13 protein-coding genes are annotated in these 12,146 nt (G+C 71.5%); 3 read left to right on the top strand and 10 right to left on the bottom strand.

What is annotated here, in order from left to right:
• Positions 1-82 precede the first annotated feature (82 nt).
• Both GKQ77_RS17955 and GKQ77_RS17950 read right to left on the bottom strand, forming a co-directional pair.
• Complete coding sequence (locus GKQ77_RS17955) at positions 83-907, bottom strand: purine-nucleoside phosphorylase (RefSeq protein WP_219689806.1); 825 nt, start codon at positions 905-907, stop codon at positions 83-85.
• 138 nt (positions 908-1,045) lie between these two features.
• Positions 1,046-1,483: a gamma-glutamylcyclotransferase family protein gene (locus tag GKQ77_RS17950; protein ID WP_030795388.1), complete on the bottom strand. Its 438-nt coding sequence runs from the start codon at positions 1,481-1,483 to the stop codon at positions 1,046-1,048.
• A gap of 120 nt (positions 1,484-1,603) precedes the next feature.
• On the opposite strand from GKQ77_RS17950, the gene GKQ77_RS17945 reads away from it, so the two are divergent.
• The gene (locus GKQ77_RS17945; RefSeq protein ID WP_219689805.1) at positions 1,604-3,052 is read left to right on the top strand and encodes an NAD(P)H-quinone dehydrogenase; all 1,449 of its coding nucleotides are present in this window, start codon (positions 1,604-1,606) and stop codon (positions 3,050-3,052) included.
• A gap of 112 nt (positions 3,053-3,164) precedes the next feature.
• Positions 3,165-4,136, top strand: a complete 972-nt coding sequence (locus GKQ77_RS17940) for a DeoR/GlpR family DNA-binding transcription regulator (protein ID WP_219689803.1) — start codon at positions 3,165-3,167, stop codon at positions 4,134-4,136.
• 34 nt (positions 4,137-4,170) lie between these two features.
• Here the strand turns inward: GKQ77_RS17940 and GKQ77_RS17935 are convergent, their stop codons facing one another.
• The 8 genes from GKQ77_RS17935 to GKQ77_RS17905 all read right to left on the bottom strand — a co-directional run bounded on the left by GKQ77_RS17935 (position 4,171) and on the right by GKQ77_RS17905 (position 11,035).
• Complete coding sequence (locus GKQ77_RS17935; RefSeq protein ID WP_219689807.1) at positions 4,171-4,734, bottom strand: TetR/AcrR family transcriptional regulator; 564 nt, start codon at positions 4,732-4,734, stop codon at positions 4,171-4,173.
• Positions 4,735-4,887: 153 nt separating this feature from the next.
• Positions 4,888-5,088, bottom strand: coding sequence for a hypothetical protein (locus GKQ77_RS17930; RefSeq protein ID WP_219689802.1), 201 nt, complete (start codon positions 5,086-5,088; stop codon positions 4,888-4,890).
• On the bottom strand, positions 5,088-5,969 hold the full coding sequence (locus tag GKQ77_RS17925) for a hypothetical protein (protein WP_219689801.1): 882 nt from the start codon (positions 5,967-5,969) through the stop codon (positions 5,088-5,090). Before GKQ77_RS17925 ends, GKQ77_RS17930 begins: the two co-directional genes overlap by 1 nt.
• A 263-nt stretch (positions 5,970-6,232) precedes the next feature.
• The gene (locus GKQ77_RS17920; RefSeq protein WP_219689800.1) at positions 6,233-8,008 is read right to left on the bottom strand and encodes an acetyl/propionyl/methylcrotonyl-CoA carboxylase subunit alpha; all 1,776 of its coding nucleotides are present in this window, start codon (positions 8,006-8,008) and stop codon (positions 6,233-6,235) included.
• A gap of 341 nt (positions 8,009-8,349) precedes the next feature.
• On the bottom strand, positions 8,350-8,955 hold the full coding sequence (locus GKQ77_RS17915; RefSeq protein ID WP_219689799.1) for a nucleoside triphosphate pyrophosphatase: 606 nt from the start codon (positions 8,953-8,955) through the stop codon (positions 8,350-8,352).
• Positions 8,956-8,983: 28 nt separating this feature from the next.
• The gene (gene mmpB / locus GKQ77_RS33440; RefSeq protein ID WP_258021492.1) at positions 8,984-9,112 is read right to left on the bottom strand and encodes a morphogenic membrane protein MmpB; all 129 of its coding nucleotides are present in this window, start codon (positions 9,110-9,112) and stop codon (positions 8,984-8,986) included.
• Between the two features lie 82 nt (positions 9,113-9,194).
• The gene (locus GKQ77_RS17910; RefSeq protein WP_219689798.1) at positions 9,195-9,401 is read right to left on the bottom strand and encodes an acyl-CoA carboxylase subunit epsilon; all 207 of its coding nucleotides are present in this window, start codon (positions 9,399-9,401) and stop codon (positions 9,195-9,197) included.
• A 50-nt stretch (positions 9,402-9,451) separates the two neighbouring features.
• Positions 9,452-11,035: an acyl-CoA carboxylase subunit beta gene (locus GKQ77_RS17905; protein ID WP_219689796.1), complete on the bottom strand. Its 1,584-nt coding sequence runs from the start codon at positions 11,033-11,035 to the stop codon at positions 9,452-9,454.
• Positions 11,036-11,159: 124 nt separating this feature from the next.
• On the opposite strand from GKQ77_RS17905, the gene GKQ77_RS17900 reads away from it, so the two are divergent.
• The gene (locus GKQ77_RS17900; protein ID WP_219689795.1) at positions 11,160-12,020 is read left to right on the top strand and encodes a biotin--[acetyl-CoA-carboxylase] ligase; all 861 of its coding nucleotides are present in this window, start codon (positions 11,160-11,162) and stop codon (positions 12,018-12,020) included.
• Positions 12,021-12,146: the final 126 nt, after the last annotated feature.

The raw sequence follows: 12,146 nt of genomic DNA, 5'->3' as shown, positions 1-12,146 counted from the left end.
GCCGGAGACCGAGGGCAGGGCGCGGGGTGCGGGACCAGCGGACGCGAGGCGAGGCGAGGCTAGGCCCGCCCGAGACGCCCCGTCAGATCCGGTTGAGGACCTTCCCGAGAAGCTCCCCCATGCGGGTCGCGCTGTCCCGCCCCGCCTGAAGGACCTCCTCGTGATTCAGCGGCTCACCCGTCATACCGGCGGCAAGATTGGTGACCAGGGAGATACCCAGCACCTCCGCCCCCGCCTCGCGCGCAGCGATCGCCTCGAGAACGGTCGACATGCCGACCAGATCCGCACCGATCGTGCGGGCCATCCGGATCTCCGCCGGAGTCTCGTAGTGCGGGCCGGGGAACTGCGCGTAGACACCCTCCTCCAGGGAGGGGTCGATCTCCTTGCACAGGGCGCGCAGACGCGGCGAGTACAGGTCCGTGAGGTCCACGAAGTTCGCGCCGACGATCGGGGACGTCGCCGTGAGGTTGAGGTGGTCGCTGATCAGCACCGGCTGCCCGGGCCGCATGCCGTCGCGCAGACCCCCGCAGCCGTTGGTCAGCACGATCGTCTTGCAGCCCGCGGCCACGGCCGTGCGGACGCCGTGCGAGACGGCGGCCACGCCACGGCCCTCGTAGTAGTGGGTGCGGCCCAGGAAGACCAGCACACGCTTGTCGCCGATCTTGAAGGAGCGGATGCGGCCGCCGTGCCCCTCGACCGCCGGCGGCGGGAAGCCGGGAAGCTCGGTGACGGCGAAGTCCGCCTCGGGCTCGCCCAGCGCGTCGACGGCCGGCGCCCAGCCGGAGCCCATCACGAGGGCGACGTCGTGGGTCTCGGCGCCCGTCAGCTCGCGCAGCCGCGCGGCGGCGGAGTCGGCGGCGGCGTACGGGTCGCCCTGGATGTCGTCCGGAATAACTGAAGCGTTCACGCCGACGAGGGTAGCGGGTTACGGCCTACGCGCGTAGATGACGATGCTCACGGGATTCCGATCGTTGCTTTGTCGTTTCCGACGAGAACGCGCCCCAGCCCCAAGCAAGGCCTCTCGGCAGGGCCTCTCGGCAAGGCCTCAGCAAGGCCTCTTGCGCAGCTCCATCACATAGTCGTGCGGCGCCCCCGCCGACTCCGCGGCGTCCGCCAGCTCGCCGAGGTAGCGCGCTGACGGGAGCCCGCCCTCGTACCCGTTGAGGACGTACACCCAGGCCGGCTCCTCGCCCTCCAGGGTGTCCACCCGGACCCGCATGCGCCGGTAGATGTCCAGGCCCACGCCCTCCCAGCGGTCCATGGAGTCCTCGTCCATGGGAGCGATGTCATAGAGGGTGACGAAGACCTGGGAGCGGGGTGCCTCGACGATCGTCGCCAGGGCGCCCTCCCACCCCATGTGCTCCCCGCCGAACGTGAGCCGCCAGCCGGTCAGCCAGCCGGTCGAGCGCAGCGGTGAGTGCGGGGCGCGGCGTGACATGAGCCGCGGATCCAGATTGCCGGCGTACGCGGCGTAGAGCGACATGACGTCGAGGGTACGGCAGCAATCAAGGACGCAGGTTCCGAGCCGGGAGGACCGCCCGGACGTGGGCGCTCGCACGGACGGTGGGCCCCGGCGCGTCCGTACCTTGAAGCGTGCGGGACAATGGTGTACGTGACTCGGATCGTGATCATTGGCGGCGGACCCGGCGGATACGAGGCGGCCCTGGTGGCCGCCCAGCTCGGCGCGGAGGTGACCGTCGTCGACTGCGACGGTCTGGGCGGGGCGTCGGTGCTCACCGACTGCGTGCCGTCGAAGACCCTGATCGCGACGGCCGAGGTGATGACCACCTTCGATTCGTCGTACGAAGAGCTGGGGATCATCGTCGCGGACGACACCCCGCACATCGACACGCCCGCGCGCGTGGTCGGCGTGGACCTGGGCAAGGTCAACCGCCGTGTGAAGCGGCTCGCGCTCGCGCAGTCCCACGACATCACCGCGTCCGTCACGCGTGCGGGCGCGCGCGTGCTGCGCGGCCGGGGCCGTCTCGAGGGCCAGCAGGAGGCCGACGGTTCGCGCAGGGTGGTGGTGCGGGCCGCCGACGGCACCGAGGAGACCCTGGTCGCCGACGCCGTGCTCATCGCGACCGGCGGTCACCCGCGTGAGGTCCCGGACGCCCTGCCCGACGGCGAGCGGATCCTGAACTGGACCCAGGTCTACGACCTCGACGAGCTGCCCGAGGACCTCATCGTGGTCGGTTCGGGTGTCACGGGCGCCGAGTTCGCCGGTGCCTATCAGGCGCTCGGGTCGAACGTCACCCTCGTGTCCAGCCGCGACCGCGTGCTGCCCGGCGAGGACCCGGACGCCGCCGCCGTCCTCGAGGACGTCTTCCGGCGCCGCGGCATGAACGTCATGTCCCGCTCCCGCGCCGCCTCCGCCAAGCGCGTGGGCGACCGCGTCGAGGTCACGCTCGCCGACGGCCGCGTCATCTCCGGTACGCACTGTCTGATGGCCGTCGGCGCCATCCCCAACAGCAGCGGCATGGGCCTGGAGGAGGCCGGGGTCAAGCTCAAGGACTCCGGGCACATCTGGACCGACAAGGTCTCAAGGACCTCCGCCCCGGGGGTCTACGCCGCCGGTGACGTCACCGGAGTCTTCGCGCTCGCCTCCGTCGCCGCCATGCAGGGGCGCATCGCGATGTACCACTTCCTGGGCGACGCGGTGACCCCGCTGAACCTGAAGACCGTGTCCGCGAACGTCTTCACCGATCCCGAGATCGCGACCGTCGGCTACAGCCAGGCCGACGTCGACGCGGGCAAGATCGACGCGCGCGTCGTGAAGCTGCCGCTGCTGCGCAATCCGCGCGCGAAGATGCAGGGCATCCGCGACGGATTCGTCAAGATCTTCTGCCGTCCGGGTACGGGGATCGTGGTCGGCGGCGTGGTCGTCGCGCCGCGCGCTTCGGAACTGATCCACCCCATCTCGATCGCGGTCGACAACAATCTGACGGTCGAGCAGATCGCGAACGCTTTCACCGTGTACCCGTCGCTTTCGGGGTCGATCGCCGAGGTGGCACGGCAACTCCACACGCGAAAGACGCAGGGCGAGGGCTGATCGCCGGGCGGAATTGGCGCGTATACCACTTCCCGCCCTGCTGTGCGAACAACTTCTGTAATTCGGCGCAAACTGCTGAAAGCAGACGGTCGTTGGGGTTACTGTCAGTTTCGTGTTCGCTGCAGAACGTCGCCAATTGATCCTCGAAATGGTGCGGGCCAACGGAGCGGTATCGCTCCGCGAGCTCGCCCGCGTCGTCCAGACCTCCGAAGTGACCGTACGGCGGGACGTGCGCGCGCTGGAGGCAGAAGGACTCCTCGACCGCCGGCATGGCGGTGCGGTATTGCCGGGCGGATTCACGCGGGAGTCCGGCTTTCCGCAGAAATCACATCTCGCGACCGCCGAGAAGACGGCCATCGCCGATCTCGCGGCGGGACTCGTCGAAGAAGGCGAAGCCATCGTCGTCGGGGCGGGTACGACCACGCAGGAGCTGGCCCGACGGCTCGCGCGGGTGCCCGGTCTGACCGTCGTCACCAACTCCCTGTTGGTGGCACAGGCGCTGGCCCACGCCAACAGGGTCGAAGTCGTCATGACCGGCGGCACCCTGCGCGGTTCCAACTACGCCCTCGTGGGCAGCGGCGCCGAGCAGTCCCTGCAAGGGCTGCGGGTGTCGCGCGCCTTCCTCTCCGGCAGTGGACTGACCGCCGAGCGCGGCCTCTCCACGTCCAACATGCTCTCCGCGAGCGTGGACCGCGCGCTCGTCCAGGCGGCGGCCGAGGTGGTGGTCCTCGCCGACCACACCAAGCTCGGCACCGACACGATGTTCCAGACGGTGCCGACGGACGTCATCACCCGCCTGGTCACGGACGAGCCCCCGGCGCACGACGACCGATCGGCCACGGAACTGCAGGCCCTGGCCGACCAGGGCGTGCAGATCGCGGTGACGGGCGGCTCCGCGGGCCCCGGCACGGGATCCGGCGTCGACTCCGTCCAGGCGGGCCGCCAGCCGCGCCGTGACGTGCCCCTGCCGGGTCAGCGCCGCAACCACGGCGCGGGCCCCGGCCAGCAGCTGCGCAACGCCCTCCTCGGGGAGCAGCCGCCGGGGGAGCGGGCAGCGCGCGTCGCGGATCTGCGCCGCCGCTGACCGCGCGGCGGGGCCGGTCCGTCGGACAGGGGGCCTACGCCGCCGTGCACCCGTCGGCCTTCAGGCCCCGCAGGGTCAGCGTGAGCAGGCGGTCGGCCAACTCCGGGTCGTCCGGGGTCTCTTCGGCCGCCAGCGAGATCGCGTTGGTCAGCTGGAGCAGGTCCGCGATGGAGACGTCGGGCCGCACGGCCCCCGCCTCCTGCGCGCGGGCGAGCAGCGCGGCGCCCGCCTCGCGCATGGGCTTGCTGCACCGCGCCAGCGCCGAACTGTCGTCCTGCGACGCCGCCATGAGCGCGCTCGACAGGCCGCGGTACTCACCCGCATGGGTGACGATGGCCCGCAGCCACGTCACCAGCGCCGCACAGGGCTGCGGGTCGTCGAGCAGCGCGTGCGAGCGCGCGAGCAGATCGCTGACCGCGTCCTCCCAGACCGCGCTCATCAGCGCGTGCCGGTTGGGGAAGTGCCGGTAGAGCGTGCCGATGCCCACCCCCGCGCGGCGCGCCACGTCCTCCAGGGACGTGCCGGTGCCGTGCTCGGCGAAGGCCGCGCGGGCCTCCGCGAGCAGCCGGTCGTAATTGCGGCGCGCGTCGGCCCGCATGGCCCGCGTGGAGTGCTGCGCCGCGCTCGCCTGCTGGCCCATGCCGGTCGTCATCCCCGCACCCTTCGTGAACGTACGCGTGCTTCAAGGATGCCACTGCCGGTGAGGCGCGATCGGCGGGAGGTCAGACCTCCTCCGGCTCTGGCAGAGGTCTCAGGCCTCCTCCGGCAGAGGCCGGGCCTCCTCGCGGCCGAAGAAGGCCTCGAGCTCCGCCCTGGCCCTGCGCTCGCGCCGAGGAGGCGGCAGGGCGCCCCCGCGCAGGTTCCGGGCCAGCCACAGCACCAGGGGGTACGTGACACAGGTACCGACGAGCAGCCCGCTCAGCACACCGGCGACCAGCTCTTCCATGATCATCAACTCACCTTCGCGCGGGGTGCCTTGCCGCCGCTCCCGCGCATGCTCCTCGGCGGTGCGCGGAAGCCGTCGTGGGCCGCCGCGATCATGGCGGCGCCGCTGTCCGGGGCCACCGCGCCGTACCCGAGCAGCCGCCAGCGCGCGTCCACGGCGTCACTGTCGTAGTACGGCACGGACCCGGCCGCCGACGGCACCAGGAGCGGGGCGGGACCCAGGGCGCAGCCGTGGCAGACGGCGGCCTCCTGGGAGGCGTCGGGGAGCAGCACGCGCGCGTGGCCGCGTTCGTGCAGCGGGTTGAAGTAGCAGGGCGGGTCGGGCCGCAGCGGCCGCTCGGTCACCAGCGCCTCCAGGGCCCGCATCCCGATGCGGCTGAACTCGACGGCGGCGACCAGCTCTCCGAGTGCGTACGCGGCGTCGTAGGCGGGATCGGGGCCGCACGGCCCGCCTTCGCCCGCGGGGTGCAGAGTGCAGTTGCTCGCCTGGATCGACGCCGTGGTGGCGTACGAGGTGAGTTGCGCGCGGAGCCGGGGCGCCAGCGCGCAGCTGTGGCGCAGCGAGCTGCCGAGAGCGGCGGCGTCACTCAGGAGCCGGGCGCGCTGCTCGGCGTACGGACGTAAGGACGCGGGCTCGCCGTGCGGGTCCGGCAGCGGGGCGCGCCAGTCGGGCGGGGGCAGCGGCAGGGCGTAGGTGTAGGGCCGGCGCCGGCCGGGCGGCAGCGTGGTGAAGCGCCGCAACAGCGCCACCGCGAGCCCCGCGGCCAGCCCGAGGACGAGCCCCGCCTCATAGCGCTCTCCGGCATCCGCGCCCACCGCGAGCCACCCTGCACCGGCGAGGCCGCCCGCGGCGGTCAGCAGCGCCAGTAATTCCCCTGTGCGTGTCACTGAAGCCCCCCGTGGTCTTCGGCTCTACGTGAGGAGGACGCGGGGCGGGGCCGGGCCGGTTGCGGAGGCGCGCCCCGGGTCGCGGTGGGCGCGGCCGGCCACCGGATCCGCCGAGTCCGTCCTCGAACACCGGACGGACTTGGTATACCCGCCGGGCGGGGCCCGATACGCACGCCGGACCAGGCTCGATACACACGCCGGGCCGGGCTGGATGTCCAGCCCGGCCCGGTCGTGTCAGCTGCTCCGGTGTTCGAGGAGCGGGGTCAGTCCTTGATCTCGCAGATCACCGCGCCGGAGGTGAGCGAGGCGCCCACCTCCGCGGTGAGGCCCTTGATCGTGCCCGAGCGGTGTGCGTTCAGGGGCTGTTCCATCTTCATGGCCTCCAGGACGACGATCAGGTCGCCCTCGTTGACCTCCTGGCCCTCCTCGACCGCGATCTTGACGATCGTGCCCTGCATGGGCGAGGCGAGGGTGTCGCCGGAGGCGGCGGGGCCGGACTTCTTGGCCGCGCGGCGCTTGGGGCGGGCGCCGCCCGCAGCGGCGGTGCGGGCGATCGTCATGCCCAGCGAGGACGGCAGCGAGACCTCCAGGCGCTTGCCGCCGACCTCGACGACCACCGTCTCGCGGCCCGGCTCCTCGTCCGCCTCGGTGTCCGCCGCGGGCGCCGCGAAGGCCGGGATGTCGTTGACGAACTCGGTCTCGATCCAGCGGGTGTGGACCGTGAACGGGTCGCTGGAGCCGGTCAGTTCGGGCGCGAACGCCGGGTCCTTGACGACGGCGCGGTGGAAGGGGATGGCGGTGGCCATGCCCTCCACGTTGAACTCCGCGAGCGCACGCGCGGCACGCTGCAGCGCCTGCTCGCGGGTGGCGCCGGTGACGATCAGCTTGGCGAGGAGCGAGTCCCAGGCCGGGCCGATGACCGAGCCGGACTCGACGCCCGCGTCCAGGCGGACACCGGGGCCGGTGGGCGCCTCGAACTTCGTCACCGTGCCGGGCGCGGGCAGGAAGTTGCGGCCCGGGTCCTCGCCGTTGATGCGGAACTCGAAGGAGTGGCCGCGCAGTTCGGGGTCGCCGTAGCCCAGCTCCTCGCCGTCGGCGATGCGGAACATCTCGCGGACCAGGTCGATGCCGGCGACCTCTTCGGTGACCGGGTGCTCCACCTGGAGACGGGTGTTGACCTCCAGGAAGGAGATCGTGCCGTCGACACCGACGAGGAACTCCACGGTGCCCGCGCCGACGTAGCCGGCCTCCTTGAGGATCGCCTTGGAGGAGGCGTACAACTCCGCGACCTGGGCCTCGGAGAGGAACGGCGCCGGGGCCTCCTCCACCAGCTTCTGGTGGCGGCGCTGGAGCGAGCAGTCGCGGGTGGAGACCACGACCACGTTGCCGTGCTTGTCGGCCAGGCACTGGGTCTCCACGTGCCGCGGCTTGTCGAGGTAGCGCTCCACGAAGCACTCGCCGCGCCCGAACGCCGCCACGGCCTCGCGGACCGCGGAGTCGTACAGCTCGGGGACCTCTTCGAGGGTGCGGGCGACCTTCAGGCCGCGCCCGCCACCGCCGAACGCCGCCTTGATGGCGATGGGCAGGCCGTGCTCCTCGGCGAAGGCGACGACCTCCTCCGCGCCGGAGACGGGGTCGGGCGTGCCCGCGACGAGCGGGGCACCGGCACGCTGGGCGATGTGCCGGGCGGCGACCTTGTCACCCAGGTCGCGGATGGCCTGCGGCGGCGGGCCGATCCAGATCAGGCCGGCGTCGAGGACGGCCTGCGCGAAGTCGGCGTTCTCCGAAAGGAAGCCGTAACCGGGGTGGATCGCGTCCGCCCCCGAGTCCTTGGCCGCCGCCAGCACCTTGGAGATGTCCAGGTAGCTGGTGGCCGGAGTGTCACCGCCCAGCGCGAACGCCTCATCGGCCGCCCGGACGTGCAGAGCGTCCCGGTCGGGGTCTGCGTAGACGGCTACGCTCGCGATCCCTGCATCCCGGCATGCACGGGCAACGCGGACAGCGATTTCGCCACGGTTGGCGATGAGCACCTTGCGCACGATGGCTCCCTCCTTGAAACAAGCCGAGTTTAGGGACTGCCGACACGGCCTTACGACCCGTCCCCAAGGGTGAGCTTGCCCACACGGAGTGTGATGCGAGGTCCCCTCGATCCGCTAAAACCCTTGTCGTACCACGGTACGCGGGGTTCCTGCCCGGCAGCGTAGCCCCCGGATGTGGTCAAGGTCTCTGTGAGGCAGCGCTGCGGCGGAGGGTCATTCTTTGTGGAGTCCCTACGAATGGCGCGATGATTCTTTGCCATCGGGAGAGCCCTTGTCCTGGCCTTTACCCATTAGTAGCGTTCGCGACAGCTCGACGTACCAGGGGTAACGGCAGCGGAAAGCTACGCCCACAACTGCGTGATGCCCACGCCCAGTTGGCCCAGCAGGCGGCGCAGCAGCGGCAGGGAGAGGCCGATCACGTTGCCGTGGTCGCCCTCGATGCCGTCGATGAAGGGCGCCGAGCGGCCGTCCAGCGTGAATGCCCCCGCCACGTGCAGCGGTTCGCCGCTCGCGACGTACGCGGCGATCTCGGCGTCGGTGGGTTCACCGAAACGGACCACGGTGGACGCCGTGGCTGACGCGTACTGCCCCGTGGCGGTGTCGTAGACGCAGTGGCCCGTCTGCAGGACGCCCGCGCGCCCGCGCATGGACTTCCAGCGGGCGGTCGCCTCCTCGGCGTCGGCGGGCTTGCCGAGCGCCAGGCCGTCCAGCTCCAGGACCGAGTCGCAGCCGACGACAAGGGCGCCCTTGGCCTCGGGCCGGGCCGCGACCACGGAGGCCTTCGCCTCGGCCAGGGCGAGCGCGAGTTCGGCGGGGGTCGGCGCGGAGACCTTGTCCTCGTCGACGCCGCTGACGATCACCTCGGGGGCGAGTCCGGCCTGCCTCAGCAGGGCCAGGCGGGCAGGGGACTGCGAGGCGAGCACGAGACGGCGTTGCTGATCACTCATGCGGCCAGGGTAGCGAGCGCCCGGGTGCTCAGTGGAGGCCGAGCATGAACATGGCGATCACCATGGCCAGAGCGAGGACGAGCCCCGCACGGCGCATCTTCGCCTGCATGTCCCGCAGGTCCTTGGGCGGGTTGTTCTCCGGGTCCGACCACAGCATGGCTCCGATACTGCGGCCGGCCGGGCCGGGGCGCCTGAGTACGCGTACTCAACTTCCCCGGCCCTCTCCGCCGGGACAGGCCCTAGCCGGGCCAGTACGTGCGGCCCCACGCCGTGGGACCCGGCGCGGGCAGCCGGTCGCGGGCCACGCGCGCGGGGTCGGCCCACGCGTCGGCCGGCGTGGGCGCGCCGGACGGCTGGTTCGCCACCGCCGCGGCGCGCGCCTGGACCACCGCGAGTGCGGCGGCCAGCTCCTCCGGCGTCGGGTTGCCCCGTACGACCTTGATCATGAGGGCTCCTCCAGAAAGGTCTACAGAGGTCTACAGAGGTTCACAGAGGTCTACAGGGGGATGTTGCCGTGCTTCTTCGGAGGCAGGGACTCCCGCTTCGTACGCAGCTGCCGCAGACCCCGCACGAGGTGCGAACGGGTCTCCGACGGCATGATCACGGCGTCGATGTAGCCGCGCTCGGCCGCGGTGTACGGGTTGAGCAGCGCGTCCTCGTACTCCTGGATCAGCTTCGCCCGCGTGGCTTCCTGGGCCGCCTCGTCACCGGCCGCGGCGATGGTGCGCCGGTGCAGGACGTTCACCGCGCCCTGCGCGCCCATCACCGCGATCTGGGCGGTGGGCCAGGCGAGGTTCAGGTCGGCGCCCAGGTGCTTGGAGCCCATGACGTCGTACGCCCCGCCGAAGGCCTTGCGGGTGATGATCGTGATGAGCGGGACGGTGGCCTCGGCGTAGGCGTAGATGAGCTTGGCGCCGCGCCGGATGATGCCCGTGTGCTCCTGCTCGACGCCGGGCAGGAAGCCCGGCACGTCCACGAAGGTCAGGACCGGCACGTTGAACGCGTCGCACGTGCGCACGAACCGGGCCGCCTTCTCGGAGGCGTCGATGTCCAGGCAGCCCGCGAACTGCATGGGCTGGTTGGCGACGAGGCCCACCGGGTGACCCTCGACGCGGCCGAAGCCGGTGAGGATGTTCGGCGCGAAAAGCGGCTGCGTCTCGAAGAACTCGCCGTCGTCCAGGACGTGTTCGAGCACGCTGTGCATGTCGTACGGCTGGTTCGCGCTGTCCGGGATCAGCGTGTCCAGCGCGCGGTCCTCGTCCGTGGGCGCCAGGTCCGCCTCCTCGGGGAAGGCGGGCGGCTCGCTGAGGTTGTTCGAAGGCAGGTACGACAGCAGGGACTTGACGTACTCGATGGCGTCCTTCTCGTCGCCCGCCATGTGGTGGGCCACGCCCGAGGTGGAGTTGTGGGTGCGGGCGCCGCCCAGCTCCTCGAAGCCGACGTCCTCGCCGGTGACCGTCTTGATGACGTCCGGGCCCGTGATGAACATGTGCGAGGTCTGGTCGACCATCACCGTGAAGTCGGTGATGGCGGGGGAGTAGACCGCGCCGCCCGCGCACGGGCCGACGACCAGGGAAATCTGCGGGATCACGCCGGACGCGTGCGTGTTGCGGCGGAAGATCTCGCCGTACATGCCAAGGGCCATGACGCCCTCCTGGATGCGGGCGCCGCCGGAGTCGTTGATGCCGATGACCGGGCAGCCGGTCTTCAGGGCGAAGTCCATGACCTTGACGATCTTCTGCCCGAACACCTCGCCGAGCGCGCCGCCGAAGACCGTGAAGTCCTGCGAGAACACGGCTACGGGGCGGCCGTCGACGGTGCCGTAACCGGTCACCACGCCGTCGCCGTACGGCCGGTTCTTCTCCAGGCCGAACTGGGTCGAGCGGTGCTGCGCGAACTCGTCGAACTCGACGAAGGACCCCTCGTCGAGCAGCAGATCGATCCGCTCGCGTGCCGTCAACTTGCCCTTCGCGTGCTGCTTCTCGACCGCGCGGGCCGAGCCCGCGTGAGTCGCCTCCTCGATGCGGCGCTGGAGGTCCGCGAGCTTGCCGGCGGTCGTATGGATGTCGATCTCGGACATAGGGATGCGGCTCCCTGCCTGCTCAAAGGTGCGTATGGCGGCTTACGGCTGGCTACTGACCCGTAGCGTATCGGCGCGGATACGGTTCGGCAGTGCGGCGTTTACCACACCTAGGGTGGCTTGCATGACGCCGCGAGATGCTGAAGACAACCGCTGGTCCGACCTCGATCGACCGCCCCTGAACGCCGCCTCCCTGCGGCGGACCCTGCTGCGGGAGGGCGGGCTCTGGACCTCCCTGGACGTGGTGCCCCGCACCGGCTCCACCAACACCGACCTCGCGGCGCGGGCCGGGGAACTGCCCGAGGGGGCGGTGCTGATCGCCGAGGAGCAGAGCGCGGGGCGCGGGCGCCTGGACCGGCAGTGGTCGGCGCCGGCCCGCTCCGGGCTCTTCTTCTCCGTACTGCTCAAGCCCGCCGAGGTGCCGGTCGAACGGTGGGGGTGGCTGCCGCTGCTCACCGGCGTCGCCGTCGCCACGGGGCTCTCCCGGGCGGCCGGGGTGGACACCGCACTCAAGTGGCCCAACGACCTTCTGGTCACTGTCGGTGAGGAGGAGCGCAAGGCCGGGGGCATCCTCGCGGAACGGGCCGGGGGCGCGGACGGGGGCATCGTCGTCGGCGTAGGCCTCAACGTGACACTGCGTGAAGAAGAGCTGCCGGTCCCCACGGCGGGTTCGCTCGCGCTGGCCGGCGCCGGCACGACGGACCGTGACCCGCTGCTCCGGGCGGTGCTGCGTTCTCTGGAGCAGTGGTACGGGGTCTGGCGAAAGGCGGACGGCGACCCGACCGCCTCCCGCCTCCAGGAGGCCTACGCGGCAGGCTGCGCGACCCTGGGCCGCCGGGTACGGGCGGAACTCCCGGGAGACAGGGCGATCGTGGGCGAGGCGGTAGCGGTAGACGGTGACGGCCGCCTGGTCCTGGCCACGGAACAGGGCATGCAGGAACCAGTAGGAGCAGGCGACATCGTCCACCTACGCCCGGCCCCGTAAGCCTGCGGAAGGGCCCCGCAAGGGGCGCGAGGAACGGCACGAGCAACCACGACGAACCCGCAGCTGGGACGGGCAGGTGGGCCCCGCAAGGGGCGCGAGGAACGGCGCGAGCAACCACAACAAACC

It is taken from the genome of Streptomyces anatolicus (genome assembly GCF_019400875.1).
Taxonomy (GTDB): Bacteria; Actinomycetota; Actinomycetes; order Streptomycetales; family Streptomycetaceae; genus Streptomyces; species Streptomyces anatolicus.
The sequence above is the reverse complement of the archived record's forward strand: the minus strand, read 5'-3'. Positions and strand labels throughout refer to the sequence as shown.

What these genes read in the sequence shown, in the direction of transcription:
- GKQ77_RS17935 (WP_219689807.1), bottom strand. Translation starts at nt 4,734, where the DNA reads ATGCGGGCCGACGCGCGCCGCAATTACGACCGGCTGCTCGCGGAGGCC.
- GKQ77_RS17950 (WP_030795388.1), bottom strand. Translation starts at nt 1,483, where the DNA reads ATGTCGCTCTACGCCGCGTACGCCGGCAATCTGGATCCGCGGCTCATG.
- GKQ77_RS17915 (WP_219689799.1), bottom strand. Translation starts at nt 8,955, where the DNA reads ATGAGTGATCAGCAACGCCGTCTCGTGCTCGCCTCGCAGTCCCCTGCC.
- GKQ77_RS17905 (WP_219689796.1), bottom strand. Translation starts at nt 11,035, where the DNA reads ATGTCCGAGATCGACATCCATACGACCGCCGGCAAGCTCGCGGACCTC.
- GKQ77_RS17945 (WP_219689805.1), top strand. Translation starts at nt 1,604, where the DNA reads ATGGTGTACGTGACTCGGATCGTGATCATTGGCGGCGGACCCGGCGGA.
- GKQ77_RS17910 (WP_219689798.1), bottom strand. Translation starts at nt 9,401, where the DNA reads ATGATCAAGGTCGTACGGGGCAACCCGACGCCGGAGGAGCTGGCCGCC.
- GKQ77_RS17930 (WP_219689802.1), bottom strand. Translation starts at nt 5,088, where the DNA reads ATGATCATGGAAGAGCTGGTCGCCGGTGTGCTGAGCGGGCTGCTCGTC.
- mmpB (WP_258021492.1), bottom strand. Translation starts at nt 9,112, where the DNA reads ATGCTGTGGTCGGACCCGGAGAACAACCCGCCCAAGGACCTGCGGGAC.
- GKQ77_RS17900 (WP_219689795.1), top strand. Translation starts at nt 11,160, where the DNA reads ATGACGCCGCGAGATGCTGAAGACAACCGCTGGTCCGACCTCGATCGA.